Raw genomic sequence first — 16,493 nt, forward strand, 5'->3', positions numbered from 1 at the left:
CTCCAGCCAGCATCTTGAATCACAAAACAGACAAATCTGGAATCCCCTCGATTCCGTCAAATCTGGAAACGCTCTAGTCTGGAAAGAGCCGGCCGGCGTCTTCAGCCGAATGTCGCCAGAGTCTCAGTGCGAACCTCAACCCACTTGCCGTCCTAGTTGGCCTGCTAGCCGGCCTGCCTGCATCCCTCAGAGCGTTGCCAGCCGCGAATTTGTCATGGCCGTTCCATAGGCTTGCCGCAGCGTCCGCTTCTCCTCCAGCGCAATGATGACGCTTGTGGCAAAATCCGTCTTGTACATGACGGCGAGCCGTGTCAGCCCGCCTGGCGTGAAGACGTTGATCTCCAGAAGCTTGTCCCCGACGATGTCAAGCCCAACCAGAAACATGCCGTCATTGATCAATTTGGGGCGCACCATCTCGGCAATGCCCAACATCGTGCCTGTTACCTTGACTTTGCGGGCTGTTCCGGCGGCATGGATATTGGACCGGACGTCGCCCTTGGCTGGAAGGCGGCGAAAGGCTGCGTAATTGCCGTCGCGCACCAGCGGCAGACCGTTCATCAGGAAAAGACGCACGTCACCAGCCTTGGCCTCCGGAATGTAGACCTGCGCGATGAGATAGCCGTCACCGCTGGCCGCTTCGAAAATCTGGTTGAGGTTGGAATCGGTGGGCGTTGCAATATGGAAGACGTTCTTGCCACCCGATCCTTGGAGTGGCTTGACGATGCAGCCCTTCGAGTGTTTGTCGATAAATGCGCGGATCTCGGTAATGCTACGCGATATCAGGGTAGCCGGCCTGACCGCCTCGGGAAAAGACTGAAGGTAGAGCTTGCTCTGCGCCTGTCCCAGGCCATCCGGATCGTTGACGACAATCGCGCCGCGAGCCGCCGCGAGCCGCCCGAACATAACGCCTGCGTTGGCGGCCCATGGCCGATCGGTGGCGTCCAGCGATGGATCGTTGCGCAGAAACACAATGTCGATATCGCTTATCGCCAAAGTCTTTTTCTGCTTCGCTGCATCCTTCAGGGCAGCATGCAGTCTGTCGGACGTCTTGTAGGAAGCATCCGGCAGAACCGCTATGCTGACAGCCAGACCGTCATCCGGACGCAATATGAAGTCGCCTGGTTCAACATAGACAACGGAATGGCCGCGCTGGACGGCGGCCAGCGCCAACGCTGTCGTCGTGTAGGCGGGCGTCTCGCTCTCAATGGAATTGACAAAGAACGCAATGCGCATCGAGGAGACTCCGCTCAAGTTTCAACCATATCGATCGGACCGATTCCCGCCATCGCTTTCTTGAGACGCGGACGCGCCGCGTCGGAAGAGAGGAACGCGGGCTCGAGGCGCGGCGCCCGCAGCAAGCCGCGCGCGTTGAGTTCCTGGATCGCTCCGAAGTGCGCGGCGGAGATCTTGCCGATCCAGAACGGCGTGAGGCTGCCGCCGTCCTTCAGATGATCGAGGATCTGCACCATGCCCCGCAGATAGATGGCGTCCTTTGCAAGGCCCCCGCCTCGATAGACACGCAGAACGACGTTGAAGGCGCCGCGATCGTCGAAACCGAAATCCCTGTGGAGGATGCGGAAGGTCTCCTCGAATGTTGCTCCGTCGAGCATCGCCTGACAGGCGATAACCCTGGCCGCGATCAGCCTCAACCGCGCTGCGGTCATGCCGCCGACCAGATATTCCGCCAGCACGGCCAGTCCCTCCTGCATGCCCTCATAGCCGGCGAGTCCGTTGCGGAAAATGGCGAGCCCCTGCGCATCGCCGTTGAAATAGGTCAGCAGATGGACACCGATCTCGTGACTGAGCAGCGCAGTCAGACGCTCCGGTGGAAGGTTGGTATCGCGTGAAACCAGCAGCCGGTTTCGAGAGACGAGGAGGCCGGCCGGCAGGTCGCCGCGGATCTCCACGGAGGCATCAAATTCGGGATAGGCTGCCCGGTAGCCGGCGATCATGTCTCGCGCGGCCGCGGCGACAGCGTCGGCGCCCAGGCCCTTCTGCCGGGTGGCCGACGCAACGCTAGGCGCCTTTTCGAGAATGGCGCGTGCTCGCGCCGCCAGGCTCGGCTCGACGCTACCATAGAGAGCTCGTCCGAGTTCGACGAAGCGAGGCGTTTCGCGCGCCGCGAGCATCGACAGCTGGAGATCGAGTTCCTGCTGCTTTTGCGAGAGCAGCGTGGTCAGCAGCGGATCTTCCAGATGATCGAGCGAGACCGAATAGAGCTTCCGTTTCTGGTCGGCGACCTCGAACTCGAGCGGCCTGTAGAGCAGTACGGGCACACGCTCGAAGGCGCCTGCCTGGAATTCCAGCCAGGCTGGTTCGGCATTGATCGGTGTGACGGCAAGCAGGAAATCGAATGTCGACGCGACGTTGTCGATCGCCCGATCAGCGCGCACCACTGCGTCGATGTAGGCGCGCCGCCCCAGCGAACGATGGGTTGCCGGCTGTTCCAGCCTTGATGCCTTCAGGAAGGCGCTGACGGCCTGAAGCGCGGAATCGACCATGTTGGCGACGACAAGGTCGTGGAGTTCGGGGTAGACGCGCTTGGTGCCAGGCACCCGGTAAATCGGTGCGAAGCGTACCGTCAAGCACGCCGCATCACCGAGATCATCCAGAAGCCGTGCTTCGGCGCGTGTCGTGGGGTTGAGTTCGTCGACGCGGGGCGTGCGGTATTTTGCTTCGCGTGCGGACGCAGCGGTGGCGAAGCGCTTCAGTGCCGCCTTCTCCGCCGCCGTGTCGCCGCAGGCCAGCGCAATCTCGAAGGGCGGCAGGAACGGAACATCCTCGGTCAGGAACCGGTCTTCGGCCAACTCGCCGATGTCCAGCATGAGGAAGGCGCCGCAGTGATCGCGCAGCCTTCGCACCACCAGCCGCGCGGCCTCGCGGGCGAGGCCGATGTCGGCCGCGATCAGATAGGACGCGTTGGCGGAGACGGCATGGAATGCCGCATCCTGATGCAACCCAACATGGACACACAGAAAGGGCAGCGGCCGATCCATGTGCAAACGGTTGCCATTGCCGAAATCGCGGCGGATTGGCTTGCCGTCTCGCAAAAGCGCGTCCAGGTCCGATTCGATTTGCGCCAATAGAGGCGCGAGCTCAACGAGCTTGGGCTTCATCGCATGGCCCGCAGCGCCGATTCCAGGACGGGCACCGTAGACGCCAGCATGGCGCGCAGCCGCTCGATTGTTCCCCAGTCGGGTTCGCCACTCCATTCGTCCATGAAAATCTTCTTGAACTCGACGGCGATGGCACACCCGGTTTCCGGAAAATTGGCATGGACGAAACGGGTCTGTTCGCCCTTGCCCTGGAAGGACACATTCTCGCGCACATCGATTGGCTCGCCGTTGAGACGCTGGCCGCGAAGCGTCTCGATTAAAGCGTCGACGACCGGTGCCCAGCGCTCGCGGTCCATGGAAGACGTACCGATGTTGATGTCGGGCGCGACGTCACGGGACGTAGGCATAGCCTCCCGTCCGTCGCGCCGGTGATTATAACTATGGACGTCGATGAGAACGAACCTGCCATGGCGCTTTTCTATACCGGCAAGGACACGGTTCAGCTCACTGTAGAAGGCGTCGTGAAAGGAGAGAGACTCCGTAACGATGTCCTCGTCCGGCTGCTCTCGCCAGACTTTCAGGCCCCAGGACTGGTCCGGCGACCGGTAGACCGCAGCGTCTCGCGCACGGTTCAGATCCACTTGGAAGCGTGACCGATGAACGATGATCTGGGTAGGAAAATCGGCGATGAAACGCTCGGTGAACGGGTCCTCTTCTCGACGCCGGTCGGGATCGGAGAGACACATGAGCGATCGACAAGCCCTGCCAACGTCGGTGCCGCTGTGGATAGCTGTACCGACTATAGGCGACTCTCCGAGCTTGATCGTCCAGCCTGCCGGTGATCCACCCGGATCATTGTTGCCCGGATCATTGTTGGAAGTCATCGTGTTCACAGTCCATCGAATGCGTGGAGAGTGTGGACGGTTCCAGTTCATCGAACAAGCGATCGTTGGCTCGCCCTGGATCAGCAGGCTGAACCGTCCAAAAACGTCAGCCGAAGGTGTTCAGCCGAACGTCGCCAGAGGCTCAGTGTGGACCTCGACCCACTCGCAGCGCCGGCTGTCGTGATAGAAGGACAGGAAGGGCGGCGGGAACGATGGGTCGGCGAAAGCCCCCACCGGAATGGCGATCAGACCGGGCTGGACATCGATCCGGTAATGGACAGTGGTGCCGCAATCCGGGCAGAAACTGTAGATGACACGGCCGCCTTCGTCGCCAACGCGCGTGAACTCCGCCGCTCGTCCCTGGACCGACACATCATTCTCCGCAAACCGCGCATTGAAGCTGAACGCGCTGCCGGTGCGCCGCTTGCAAGCCAGGCAATGGCAGACAGAGACGCGTACAGGCTCGCCCGAACAGGTGGCTGACAGCTGACCGCAGGAACATTGGGCGCGGCGCGTGACCATGGCTGGCCCCTTTCAGCGAACATCAATGGGTTTCGGCATGGCGCTGAGCTCAGCCCTCTTCTGGTCGGAGACGACGGCAAGGTCGAGCACCTTCTGCAATTCGGCCGCATGGCGGAACGACGGTTCGGCCTGGACGCGGTTTCGCACCGCATCGACGAAGCGCTGGTAGTTGGTCGCCACCGTTCCGGCATCGAGAACCTGCCATTTTGCGTCCTCAATGTCCTCGCCCATGCACGCTTTCAGTTCCGAGTCGGTCAGATTGTGCACGACCTCGATACCACCCTTGTCGCCATAGATGCGCAGCCGCAATTCGTTGAGATGGCCGGTTGCCCAGCGGCTGGCATGGACGACGCCGAAGGCGCCGTTGCTGAAATCCAGCGCCATGGTGAAGCTGTCATTGGCGTCGAGCTCGTACTCGCCGATCCGGTTGCCGGGCGCCTTGTCGAAGGACCTGAGGCGGCAGAACACATGGTCGATGTCGAGCGCCGCGCCATAGCTGGCGAAATCGAGGATATGGATGCCGACATCGCCCAGCACGCCATTGGAGCCGTGGCCGCGTGACAGCCGCCACAGCCATTTCGGGTCAGTACGCCAGTCGCCCCAGAACTTGGAGACCAGCCAGCTCTGCAGATAGGACGCTTCGACATGCCTGACCTGGCCGATCTCGCCGGCAAGCACCATGGTGCGCGCCTTCTGCAGCGGGGCGACGTTGCGATAGGTCAGGTTGACCATGTTGATGATGCCGGCTTGCTCGGCAGCATCGGCCATTTCACTGGCCCGCTGGTAATTTTCGGCCAGCGGTTTCTCGCACAGCACCGGCTTGCCCGCCGCGATCAGCATCATGGTGGTCGGATGGTGGATGCGGTCTGGCGTCACGTTCGCCACCGCGTCGAACTTGTCCCATGCGAGCGCGTCTTCCAGCGACGCGAACCTGTTGGGGATTGCGTAGCTGTCCGAAAACTTTTCGACACGCGCGCGGTCGAGATCGACGGCGCCGACCAGTTCGACGCCTTCGATCCTGCTGAACTGCCTGGCGTGTTCCTCCGCCATCCAGCCGGTGCCGAGTATCAGGAGACGCATGATTCTTATCCTTAGGATGAGGCCTTATCTTCTTGTTCGATCATGGATTTTTCAGAACTGAAGCTTCGCGATAGCGGTCTAGCGAAACCCGGCTTCGCCCGCGGCATGGAGCTTTCCGCCGCGCTCGACGACCGGCTCGAGCGCCTTTTCCACCGGCACGTTCGGCGCATCGAGGATGGCTGGATTCGAGCCCTGCGGGTTGTGCGCCCACTTCACCGCATTGCGCAGCACCGTTTGGACATTCGCGTCGTGATAGGTCGGATAGGTCTCGTGGCCGGGCCTGAAATAGAAGATGTTGCCGGCGCCGCGGCGATAGGTCAGCCCCGACCGGAACACTTCGCCGCCCTGGAACCAGGAGATGAAAACCGTTTCCAGCGGTTCCGGCACGGCGAACTGCTCGCCATACATCTCCTCGTTCTCAAGCTCGAAATACTCGCCGATCCCGGCAGCGATCGGGTGGCTTGGGCTCGTCACCCAGAGCCGCTCGCGCTCGCCGGCCTCGCGCCATTTCAGCGTGCAGGGCGTGCCCATCAGCTGCTTGAAGATCTTCGAGAAATGGCCGGAATGAAGCACGATCAGCCCCATGCCTTGCCAGACGCGGCGCGCCACGCGCTCGACGACTTCGTCGGCGACAGCGCCATGGTCCTTGTGTCCCCACCACACGAGCACATCGGTTTGCGCCAGACGGTCGGCCGGCAGGCCATGCTCCGGTTGCTCAAGCGTCGCCCACGATACGGAAATTTCGGGGTCGAGCTTCAGCGCGTCGGCGATCGTTGCATGCATGCCCTCGGGGTAGATCCCCGCCACCACCTCATTGGTCCGCTCATGGATATTCTCGCCCCAAACGACAGCGCGTATCGTCATGACATTCCTCTTGATCGGTCGAAGCCGCCGCCCCGGTCAGGTCAGTCATAGTATCCTCGGCCGGGAATGAAAACGGTTTCGAGGCTGGCTGCTGACAATTGGGGGGAATTCCGGAGATGTCGGCGGGATAGCGCCCCCATCTGTCCTGCCGGACATCTCCCCCACTTGGGGGGAGATTGGATGTCACGCCGGCTCGGGCTAGCCGCGCACGACGAGGCGTTTGATCTTGCCCTTCTTGAACGCGGCGAGGAAGCTGGCGTAGTCCTTGAAGACGACGCAGCCGCTCGATTCCCCGCGGCGGCCGCGCAGCAGGTAGGTGTGCGCAAGAAAGCCGTCCCGGCCAAATTTGTTCTTGCCGTCGATAGGAGTGAGACGCAGCGCCTCCACCCCATGGAAGCGCGATTCACGCAGCCTCAGATCGTAGGTGTGGGGCGGCGTCGGGCCGGCATTCTTCCGGTTGGCGTAGCGAGGCTGGTCGGCCATCGAGCCCAGTCCCGAATGCGCCTCGAGCCGCGAGCCGTCCGGCATATAGACGGTTTTCGCCGAAATGTCGTAGACGGCGACGCCGCTGCTGGGCTTGGTGAACAGGTTGCCGAAGACCCCGCCGCCGCCCGCCGGGCTGTCGGGTTTGGCATAGGCCAGCGTGTCTGCGGCCTTCGACCGCTTGGCCGGCTTGCCCCGGCTGCCCTGCATGCCCGGGCTGCCCTGCATGTCCTCTTGCATGCTTAGTTTCGCCGCCGGTGACGAACTCCTCGGCGACAAGGCTGGCGCCCGGGGCATCTCGACCTGCGGCGCGGCGGCGGTCTCCATCCTGTTGGCTTTGGATGGCTGAGACTGGGCTTTGGCGGCCTTCGATGCCTGGACCTTGGGCCCATTGGCCTTGGGTGCCCTAACCTCGGGTGCCTTGACCTCAGGCGCCTCGTCTGACTGGTCGATTTCCGCCTGCGGACGCCAAGTCGGCAAGGGAACGCTGCCGGGCATTGCGTCCTGCGGCGGCAGCGACGCCATCTGCACCTCGCCCTCTCGCGTGGCAGCAGGATCGGCCGTCGTCGCCTGCGGCAGCACGTCGATCATCGCTTCCGGCAATGCATTCGCAAGCGCCAGCGCCAGCCGGGAGGATCGGTCGATTTCCGCAATCTCGGGCCCGAAGCGCACGGATGCGGGACCATGCTGATCGGCCAAGCGCACCGGCTCCGCAAAGCGCTGGTCCGTCGGCAGACTGACGACCGCAAACGGCGCGGCCCCGCCGGAGGCGCGGGCAAAGGCAGCAGCAATCTTTTGCGGCGACAGCGCCGCTTTCGCCACCACGCCGTCGAAGCGCGATTGCGGTGAGATTTCGGCGACAAGCTGCACAGCGTCCGGCCGCGCTGACGGCTTGAGACGCCCTACCTTGCCTTCATGCTCGAAGCTCGCGGCGGCCTGCGCGCAGCCGGCATTGCATCGGCCGAGCAGCGACGCCTCACGCTGCCGGCTTGCCACTGACGGCGCCCACGAATTGGCCCGTGAATTGGCAAGTGTGTGTCGGGGATCGGCGAGCGCCATTGAGCGCGGCGCGAGCAGGTTTTGCGGAAGACTGTTGGAGGCGGCGGTGAGCGAAGTTCCCACCGAATGGAGGCCGGCCACGGTTGCAGCCGACCACAGCGCGATCGCAGCGCCAACAACGGGAATCGCGACCCAGCGCAGTCCGGGCCTCATCGAGGGCAATCCACTATCAGGATTGTCACCCCGGTTATTCAAACGCATCAACGCCATACAACCAAACCTCAATCGGCCTTGCGGCATGCGGGCTCGCAGCCGTCACAATCACAGTCGCCTGGTGCCCCCCGGCACGCTTCACGTCTGTTGCCGATTGAATCAAAAGATGGACAAACTTGGTTAACCAATCCCTCTACCGATCGCCGATCAGGCGAAGGTCTATGTCAAAAAAGGCTCCCTCCAAAACTATGAAAATAGCGGAAATGCCCTCTGTATCTGGCTTTGCTGCCCGTTTTTGCCGGCCGAGTCAAGAAACCGAAAGGACTAGGCCGTGCCTGGGCGGGCCTCAGTTAAAGGCTGTTTCGAGTTCGAAAGCGTCGCATCACCCGTGATCGTCTGCGCGCAGGCTGCGTTGCCGGCGCTGCGTTACAGGTAAATTCGTTTGTGCTAATATACCTTAGTCATGCACATTTGTGCGGCGACCAACAAAAGGGAGGATGCGATGGAAACCATAAATCGCAGGTCTGCAATAGCGCTCGGCGTCACTGCCGCCGCGGTAGCGCCTCTATTCGCTTTGGCGAGATCCGCAACGGCCAAGGAGTACGGCCCGAATGAAGGCAAGGAGATTGCGCCCGGCGTCAGACTGGTGGAGGTCGGCACTGGGACCTCCGACATTCCCGCTTACAAGAGCATCTCAATTGTCGACATTGTCTTTCAGCCCGGAGCAGTGGCTCCTGAAGAGGTCATGGACAACGACATGGTCTGCACGATCGCTGCCGGCGAATTCACGATCAAGAAAGCGGACAAGGAATTCAAACTTAGAGAAGGCGACATGTACACTTGCGCCAAGGGCAAGACCGACGGTTCCACCAACACAAGTGCCGTGGTCGGCGTACATCGCATTGCGATCTTGATACCTGCCTAGAACAATTCCAGGAAAAGTGTGCAACGGTTTTCCGCCCGGAATTGCGCAAAAAACAAATAGCTAGAGCGGTTCAGCGAACCGCTCTAGCGCATGACCCGAAAAATGAGGCCCGCGTCCTCCGCCGGAGGCGCGGGCCTTGTCATGCCTGCGCAGCCTATGCGGCACGCTGCGCTTCCATCGGCCGCAAATTCTGGTTCATGCGGAACAGATTCAGCGGGTCATAACGCTGCTTGATTTCCAAAAGCCGTCGATAGTTGCCGCCATAGGCTGCTTCGACCCTGTCGACCTCGTCCCCGGGCATGAAGTTCACATAGGCCGTGCCGGCGGCATAGGGCTTGGCTGCTTCATAGAGACCCCGTGCCCAGTCGATGCAGGCCTGGTCCATTTCCGCTTCGCGCCAGCGGGCGTGGACATTCATGACGTAGTGCGCGCTGCGTTGCGGAAACGCCGTTGCATCCGCTGTCACGCGGCCCGCGGCACCGCCGATATGGGCAAAGAATATCTCGCATTCGGGGCCGGGAAGCCCGGGTATCGCCGCCGTGACAACCTCGATCGCGCTGTCGGAAAGCTCGGTGAAGTCATGGCTCTTCCAGTAATTGCGGGCGCCAGGCGTCAGCAACGGATCGAATGCCTGCTCCCAGCCGGTGAACGGGTTGGGACCGACCACGTCTGCAATCGGTGTGCCGATGGCGCGAAGCCTCTGTGTCGCCTTCTCACCCTCCTGAAGGTCGCCGCAATAGCACATGGCCAGGACCAGCACCTCCTTGCCATGCCATTCGGCCGGCAGGAACGGCAGCGGCGGCGCCTGCCGCATGACCACCCAGCAGGACAGCTCATTGGGCGCTGCTTCGAGCGCCGCTCGGTATTCCCGCAACACGTTTTCGGCATCGGCGAAGGGATGAACGACGAGCCCCGACAGCACCTGCGGACCGACTTGGTGGAGCTTGAACTCGAAAGCCGTGACGATGCCGAAATTGCCGCCGCCACCGCGCAGCGCCCAGAACAGGTCCGGATTTTCGGTCTGGCTGGCGCGCAGCAGCTTGCCGTCGGCGGTAACCACATCGGCGCAGAGAAGATTGTCGATGGTCAGGCCGAATTTCCGCGTGATCCAGCCGAAGCCGCCGCCCAGCGTCAGGCCCGAAATGCCGGTGGTCGAGTTGATGCCGGTCGGCACCGCCAGTCTGAAGGCCTGTGTCTCCGCGTCGACATCAGCGAGTGTCGCGCCAGGTTCCACCCATGCCCGCCGCGTCGCCGGATCGACCCGCACCGACTTCATCGGCGACAGATCGATCATCAGGCCGCCGTCGCAGACGGCGCTGCCGGCGATGTTGTGGCCGCCGCCGCGAACGGCGACGAGCAGCCTGTTTTCCCTGGCAAAATTGACGGCGGCGATAACGTCGGCGGCACCGGCGCAACGCACGATCAGCCCGGGCCGCCGGTCGATCATGGCGTTCCAGACGCTGCGTGCCTCGTCATAGGCGGCGTCGCCTTCCCGCAGCACGGTGCCACGCAATTGTACCGAAAGCGCCTCCAGGGCCGCGGCATCGACCGTCGTCTTGCCACGTTCAAGCGTGGTGAGGCTCATACTATCCATGGCTTTCCTCCCGATGTTTTTGAGCCGTTTTCCCTCCACCCGTTTCCAAGTCTGCCTTTATATTAGGAGTCGCGCAAGTTCATGATCGCTCGCTGGCCGGCATTGGGCAACCCGCATAACGGTCAGCCCTTATTGAGGTAAAAAGCCTCGCCGGCAGGCCAACCGAGATGAGTGCTGGATCGCTGCAGACGATCTCGTCGGTTCGATCGGAGGAACTACGCAGCGGTCCGCGGAGTTAGGCATATGAGCAACCAGTGCAGAGGAGAGCTCTGATGGCACCGCGCAGAAAACCCGACGATCCATCCGAAGGCCCGACCATCGAACAGCAGGATTGGGACGCGATTAAAGGCAGTAAAATCCTTCCAGACAGCGTGCCGGGAAACGGCGACATCCGTTACGACCTCGAGAAGGAGGCTGAACTGCCCGAGGAAGACGACGATAATCCGTACCAGGAGAGCGACGAGGCGCTGCCGGACGACGAAGAGGAACGCGCCATCTCGCGCAACCCGTCGAAGCAGGATATCGACGAGCCGTGAACGGCAGCAATCAAAGCCCAGCCAGCCGGGCGCTTCCGGCCAAATTCCGTGAAAGTTCGTCCAGCGACAGAAAAGGCCCGGCGGGGAGGAAGCGCCGGGCCTTTGTCCGAATGCCGTGCGAACGGCTGTCACAGTCGCTGGAGTAGAACGACTGCGCTTCCAACCGCTGCCGGCGGATGTTGTTCCATCGAAACCGAAAAAAGATGGCGCTGTTTCGCCAGCATTGCTGCGTGGATTTACCTTCGGCCCGACCGTCGATCACGATTTCTGTCTGACGGAACAACTCCAAAAAACGCTCGTTGGATAATCATCGCAACCAGCGATGCAGCTCTAATGGAGACCGACCATGATGAAAAAAATTTTTTCTGCAACCGTACTCAGCATCGCCCTTGCCACTTCCGCGATGGCGCAATCAGACGGCACTGGATCCGGCACCACCGATCCGGGAGCGGCCACCGGGACAGGCACTGGCACCATGGCTCCCGGCACCGATAATGCAACTCCTGCCGATCCGAACGTAACCGGTTCAACAACCGACGGCGGCGACGGCATGGGTGATCGGTGCAAGGAAACCGCAGGCGCCGATGCGAATACAAACTCCGCCAGTGGCACTGCAACTGCGGACATGGAGAATTGCCCCAAGTGAGCTAGCGCTGTTGAGGTCGCGACTACGCTTGGGAGCGGACGAACGCGCCGCACCACCTGTCAGACAAAGCCGGGAACCGGCTTTGTCTTCCCGCTCAGTTGCGCGCCTAAGGTTAGCGCCTGCGGGAAATTCCGTACAATCGCCGCCATCCAGGTTGCGTTGCCTGGACTAACGGCAATCGCGGCAACTGCGGCGGCGGCGTAGAGCCGTGTCGAAAACAGGCTTTTCCAGGCCGCCTCGTAGCGTCTGCCGGCCGTCTCGCGCCCTGCACTGCCGCTTGGCGCGCATGAGAGTTCGCAGGCCAGCAGCCACCCGGACTGAAGCGCCATCGAGATGCCCTCGGCGATGACAGGGTGAGACTCTCCGGCCGCATTGCCGACGCGAAAGATGTCGCGTTCGTAGCAGGAGCGAATTCCCGGCCGGATCGGACCTGCGGCAAGCCAAGGCCCGTCGGCGTCAGCAGACTCTAGCACATCCCTCACTCCCCGGCATGAATCCATCAGATGACGGGAGACCGCCTCGGCGGCCGACAAATGGCTCTGGTGTCTGGGGTGTCTGCGCAACCGTGCGAGCATATCGCGCCGAATGCAGCACGAGATCGACAGCCGGCCATGATCCGCCGAAACCATGCCGCCATAACCGCCAGGAAACACCAGCAACGGCATCAAATCAGGCGCCAGGGACGACCCGGTGAAATGCGCCTTGAAGCCGAACAGGTCCGAAGGGCGGTTGGTCTTTCCGAGCTGGCTGGGCAGCGGTCCTGGCTCCCAGGAGCCGTGTGCGGCGACAATCACCGGCGCGCGCAACATCGTCGTTTCGCTTCCGGCTTGAATTCCCACCAATTGCGCCTCGCCATCTGGGTCGATGGCGACGGCGCGGCAAGGCTGAAAGATTTCGACGCCCGCCGCTCGCGCCGCCTGCAAAAGCAGACAGTCGAAAATATCCCGGCCAAGCGCCCGGCCGAAACCACCTTTTTTCTCGCGGGGCCTATCTTTTGCAGGAGGCCCATCTTTTGCAGGAGGCCCATCTTTTGCAGGAGGCCAGTCTTTTGCAGGAGCCCCGTCTTTTGCAGGAGGCATTGCCGCCTCGGCGCAGGTCTCGCCGGAAAACAAGCCGACGCGGCGGATTTCGGGGCCGGCATTGGCACGCCACGCTTCGCCGATCTCCAGCTGGTCCAGAAGCGCAAGATTGCTTGCCGATATATATTCGCCGCAGACCTTGCGGCGCGGGAACACGCTCTTTTCCACAATAGCCACGGCCCATCCGCGCCGGGCCAGCGTCAGCGCGACGGACGTGCCCGCCGGGCCGGCGCCTATGACGATCGCGTCATGGGTCGACAATCGAGTCATAGGTCATGACCGGCGCTGGTGCCGACGAAAATGTGGGAAAAAAGGCCGGCGCGCCGTTCCTCGACCGGTTTGCCGTTTGCCGCGAGCCAGAGACCGGAAAGCTCGTTGCCGCGAAAGCCGGCACGCACGCTTTGAGCCGCGTCGTTTCGTGTGACGTCATTGGCGCCGATCGCCGGGAGAAGACGGGTCGCGGCCAATGCCAGTTTGGTCCGCAACGGCTCTGTCGCCAACAGCAGCGGGGCCTTGGGCGCCATCAGCGAAAACAGACGCACGAGCCCGGCATCGTCGAAATGATGCAGAAACAGATTGACGGTGATCGCGTCGAACCGCGTGCCCTCATTCTTTCTCGCCCAGTCGAAGACATCGGCGGTGAGGCCTTCGACCGTCCATCCCAGCCCGGCGAAATCGCCACGCAATTGCGCGGTGATGAGGTCGACGCGGTCGAGCATTACCAGTTCGACCCCAGGCCAATGCCCGGCCATGCGCCGCGCCAACGCCAGCATGAAGGAGCCATCGCCGGCGCCGATCTCCAGAATCCGGCGCGGCGGCCCTGGCACAAATTTCCTGAGCAGCGACGCCATGATCCTGGCCTGAAACATCAGCGCGTTGATGCGGCGGAGGTCACGACGCGCCGCAAGCGCTCGCGGATCGTCGGCCGCAAGCCCGTCGAGGATTTCCGGCGCAAGCTGGCGGTGCTCCAGGCTGCTCATGACGCCGTTCGGAAAAGCATGGTTTCGGCCGCCAGCCCGGGTCCGAACGACATCCCGCAGCCGAGCATGCCTGGTGGCGCCTTCAACATCTCTTTCATCACGAACATGACGGTCGCCGACGACATGTTTCCATATCGGCGCAACACCTCGCGCGAAGGCTCCAGCGCGGTGGGCGCGAGTTCCAGGGCCCGTTCGACGGCGTCGAGCACCGAACGTCCCCCCGGGTGCACGGCCCAGAGATCGATCGCCTCGGTCGGCCGACCGCCGAGGATGGCGTCGTGATTGCTCCGCAACGCGTCATGGATTGCTGCCGGGACCTGGCCGGAAAGAACCATTTCGAAGCCGTGGTTACTAATGCTCCAGCTCATCAGATCCCGCCGCGCGTCCGCCACGATGCCGTAGAAGCTTTCGAGCTCGATGCCGTGCGGCTCGGCGGTGACGAGCGCAGCCGCACAGCCATCGCCCCAGAGGCAGAACGACAGCAGCTTTTCCAGTTCGCTGGTTTCCCGCAGATGCATCGTGCAGAGTTCGATATTGACCAGCAGGACCCTGGCCTGCGGGTCGGAGCGGACGATGTGGCGGGCAAGCTTGAGGCCGTTGATCGCCGCGTAGCAGCCCATGAAACCGATCATCGTGCGTTCGACCGTGTCCGGCAGGCCGCATCGCGCAACCAGCTCCAGGTCGATGCCCGGCGCTGAAAAACCGGTGCAGGTGGTGACGATGAGATGGGTGATGCGGGAAGCGCCGCCACCAAGCTCCAATCCGTCGACGGCTTTTTGCGCGAGAACAGGTGCGGCATGACAGAACATTGCCATTCTCTCGGCCGTTCCAGGGAAAGCGCCCCGGATGAACCTCCCGGCCAGATCTGCTGATGGTCCTTCGGGGTCGCCGGCAGGTGCAAAGCAGGAATAGCGGTGCTCGATGCCGGAAACGTCAACCATGCGTTCGAAAATTCTTCGGCGATCGGCCGCAAGCATGGAGGCGGCGAAACGCAGATAGAATTGATGAACCTCGTGCTCCGGCACCACTGTCGCGATCCGGTTAATATACGCTTTGGCGGGCATATTCGCTCTCCTCGGCGTCGCGCTCGGCATTTTTTGGACCACCGCCGGAGGTTGTTTGGTCATCGGCACCAGGTGTCGGGCAGCAGACATTGAGTGTTGCTGATGAACGTTTCTGAGAACTGATTTCATCCCACCTTTGCTGTTGCCAGGCGATGCTGCGGTTCGCCAGCATTAGGAACATAGGCACCATTACCGAGGAGTCCACAGAAGTGCCCGCGCTTCGGGCCGAGGCGCCATCGCTTCCGGCCCTCGGTAGGCGCGGTATTTTTCTGAGCGATGGAACATTAGCGCATACTAACGATTGTAGGGTGACAGCGAATATCTCCCGGATGTTGGCTGCTGGACCGGGATCCCGGTCGGCCCGCGCTCCTCCAGAGGCGCGGGCCTCCGGTCCAAAGAGTAATTGGCGGCTTAGGCTCAGTTTGGAACGAGAACGCCGTGAGGGCGTTCGCCATAATTATCGCGAGCCGCCACAGGCTCGCGGCAAAGATAAAGGAGAGCTGTCATGAACAATATCATCTGGCTGGTCGGGGCCGTCGTAATCGTAATTGCGATACTCAGCTTCCTTGGCCTTCGTTAGGTGCGCCTTTAGCGACGCCTACGCCGAGCAAGTCGTAATTTGGGTCGTCTCTGGAAGCCTGAGGTTTGCAGGCGCAGCAGCTATTGGCGCTAGCGAAACGACCCCGCTCTTTCACCGGCGAAGTTCCTTGCCTGATCCATACTCTCCCAGACGCAGCGCTCACGGCGATGACCGGTGGCAGCCCGCTTGGCAAGCGGCCGGCTTCAGTTGCTGCCGGACCAGATCGCGACTGGCCGGGTGCGGCGCCGATTGACGTTGCTGTGCCTTTTCTTCATTCTCCTGTTGCTGCCTGCTCCGAGATTCAGCAATGAAGCGCAGTCTCGCTTTCGCTGTGATTGTGATCGCCGTCGTCGGCGTGCTGGGCGGCGCCGCACTTTTGATTGCCGGCCAGTCCAGGGTTTCACAAGACGCGATCCAGTCGTCGGTTACCCGCACCGCTGAATTGATCGACAGCGCCTGGAAGCTGCCCGTGGCTGCCACGTTCAATGCCGACGTTACATGGCAATCAAACGGATCAAGGTGTGGCCCGGCAAGTGTCGCCAACACATTCCGCTCCATCGGCGAGGAGGAGACAACCGAAGCCGAAGTCCTCGCTGGAACCGGAAAGTGCTGGACCGGCTTTTGCATCATCGGGCTCACGCTGGACGAGCTTGCCGAGGTCGCTCGAACGAACACCAAGCGGAAAGTCTCCGTGCTTCGGGATCTGAGCGCCGATGCATTTCGCGAGCACATGAAGCGCACCAACGATCCCGGCCGCCGTTACATCGTCAACTTTACCCGTGAGAAGATTTTCGGCGCCGGCGCTGGCCATTTTTCCCCGGTCGGAGGATATCTGGAGGCCGAGGACATGGTTTTCGTCCTCGATGTAAACGAGGACTACAAGCCCTGGCTGGTCGAGCGAGTGCGCCTGTTCTCAGCCATGGACACAATCGATAGCGATGGCGACAAGAAACGCGGCCTGCTGCTGATCGAGTAGCATGGTCGCAAG

At 62.0% G+C, this 16,493-nt stretch carries 16 protein-coding genes; 4 read left to right on the forward strand and 12 right to left on the reverse strand.

Annotated elements, in window-relative coordinates:
- Nucleotides 1-186 precede the first annotated feature (186 nt).
- The 7 genes from AC0L18_RS03810 to AC0L18_RS03840 form a co-directional block, all read right to left on the reverse strand.
- Nucleotides 187-1,233 carry a glutathione synthetase gene (locus AC0L18_RS03810; protein WP_473490685.1) on the reverse strand — a complete coding sequence of 349 codons (1,047 nt, stop codon included), beginning with the start codon at nt 1,231-1,233 and terminating at the stop codon, nt 187-189.
- A 14-nt stretch (nt 1,234-1,247) separates the two neighbouring features.
- Nucleotides 1,248-3,116, reverse strand: a complete 1,869-nt coding sequence (locus AC0L18_RS03815) for a flavohemoglobin expression-modulating QEGLA motif protein (RefSeq protein ID WP_473490686.1) — start codon at nt 3,114-3,116, stop codon at nt 1,248-1,250.
- Nucleotides 3,113-3,940, reverse strand: a complete 828-nt coding sequence (locus AC0L18_RS03820; protein ID WP_473490921.1) for an N-formylglutamate amidohydrolase — start codon at nt 3,938-3,940, stop codon at nt 3,113-3,115. The genes AC0L18_RS03815 and AC0L18_RS03820 overlap by 4 nt, the downstream gene beginning before the upstream one ends.
- Before the next feature lie 120 nt (nt 3,941-4,060).
- Nucleotides 4,061-4,462: a GFA family protein gene (locus tag AC0L18_RS03825; RefSeq protein WP_473490687.1), complete on the reverse strand. Its 402-nt coding sequence runs from the start codon at nt 4,460-4,462 to the stop codon at nt 4,061-4,063.
- Between the two features lie 12 nt (nt 4,463-4,474).
- Nucleotides 4,475-5,542, reverse strand: a complete 1,068-nt coding sequence (locus tag AC0L18_RS03830) for a Gfo/Idh/MocA family protein (RefSeq protein WP_473490688.1) — start codon at nt 5,540-5,542, stop codon at nt 4,475-4,477.
- A 78-nt stretch (nt 5,543-5,620) separates the two neighbouring features.
- Nucleotides 5,621-6,406 carry a ThuA domain-containing protein gene (locus tag AC0L18_RS03835; protein WP_473490689.1) on the reverse strand — a complete coding sequence of 262 codons (786 nt, stop codon included), beginning with the start codon at nt 6,404-6,406 and terminating at the stop codon, nt 5,621-5,623.
- A 198-nt stretch (nt 6,407-6,604) separates the two neighbouring features.
- The gene (locus tag AC0L18_RS03840; protein ID WP_473490690.1) at nt 6,605-8,101 is read right to left on the reverse strand and encodes a DUF2778 domain-containing protein; all 1,497 of its coding nucleotides are present in this window, start codon (nt 8,099-8,101) and stop codon (nt 6,605-6,607) included.
- Nucleotides 8,102-8,603: 502 nt separating this feature from the next.
- Here AC0L18_RS03840 and AC0L18_RS03845 point away from each other — a divergent pair.
- Nucleotides 8,604-9,026 (forward strand): hypothetical protein, encoded by a 423-nt coding sequence (locus tag AC0L18_RS03845; RefSeq protein WP_473490691.1) that lies wholly within the window; start codon nt 8,604-8,606, stop codon nt 9,024-9,026.
- Nucleotides 9,027-9,180: 154 nt separating this feature from the next.
- Here the strand turns inward: AC0L18_RS03845 and AC0L18_RS03850 are convergent, their stop codons facing one another.
- Nucleotides 9,181-10,620, reverse strand: coding sequence for an FAD-binding oxidoreductase (locus AC0L18_RS03850; RefSeq protein WP_473490692.1), 1,440 nt, complete (start codon nt 10,618-10,620; stop codon nt 9,181-9,183).
- A 272-nt stretch (nt 10,621-10,892) separates the two neighbouring features.
- On the opposite strand from AC0L18_RS03850, the gene AC0L18_RS03855 reads away from it, so the two are divergent.
- Entirely contained in the window at nt 10,893-11,156 is a 264-nt protein-coding gene (locus tag AC0L18_RS03855) for a hypothetical protein (protein WP_077374179.1), read from the forward strand.
- 10 nt (nt 11,157-11,166) lie between these two features.
- Here AC0L18_RS03855 and AC0L18_RS03860 read toward each other — a convergent pair whose 3' ends face one another.
- Complete coding sequence (locus AC0L18_RS03860; RefSeq protein WP_473490693.1) at nt 11,167-11,445, reverse strand: hypothetical protein; 279 nt, start codon at nt 11,443-11,445, stop codon at nt 11,167-11,169.
- Between the two features lie 57 nt (nt 11,446-11,502).
- On the opposite strand from AC0L18_RS03860, the gene AC0L18_RS03865 reads away from it, so the two are divergent.
- Nucleotides 11,503-11,802, forward strand: a complete 300-nt coding sequence (locus tag AC0L18_RS03865; RefSeq protein WP_473490694.1) for a hypothetical protein — start codon at nt 11,503-11,505, stop codon at nt 11,800-11,802.
- A 59-nt stretch (nt 11,803-11,861) separates the two neighbouring features.
- On the opposite strand, the gene AC0L18_RS03870 is transcribed toward AC0L18_RS03865, so the two are convergent.
- The 3 genes from AC0L18_RS03870 to AC0L18_RS03880 are packed head-to-tail and all read right to left on the reverse strand — an operon-like array spanning nt 11,862 to nt 14,925.
- Nucleotides 11,862-13,151, reverse strand: coding sequence for an NAD(P)/FAD-dependent oxidoreductase (locus tag AC0L18_RS03870; protein WP_473490695.1), 1,290 nt, complete (start codon nt 13,149-13,151; stop codon nt 11,862-11,864).
- On the reverse strand, nt 13,148-13,861 hold the full coding sequence (locus AC0L18_RS03875) for a methyltransferase domain-containing protein (RefSeq protein ID WP_473490696.1): 714 nt from the start codon (nt 13,859-13,861) through the stop codon (nt 13,148-13,150). Before AC0L18_RS03875 ends, AC0L18_RS03870 begins: the two co-directional genes overlap by 4 nt.
- Complete coding sequence (locus tag AC0L18_RS03880) at nt 13,858-14,925, reverse strand: type III polyketide synthase (protein ID WP_473490697.1); 1,068 nt, start codon at nt 14,923-14,925, stop codon at nt 13,858-13,860. The genes AC0L18_RS03875 and AC0L18_RS03880 overlap by 4 nt, the downstream gene beginning before the upstream one ends.
- Before the next feature lie 887 nt (nt 14,926-15,812).
- Between AC0L18_RS03880 and AC0L18_RS03885 the strand changes: the two genes are divergently transcribed.
- Nucleotides 15,813-16,481, forward strand: coding sequence for a phytochelatin synthase family protein (locus tag AC0L18_RS03885; protein ID WP_473490698.1), 669 nt, complete (start codon nt 15,813-15,815; stop codon nt 16,479-16,481).
- Nucleotides 16,482-16,493 lie beyond the last annotated feature (12 nt).

The organism is Mesorhizobium sp. WSM4819, assembly GCF_055811215.1.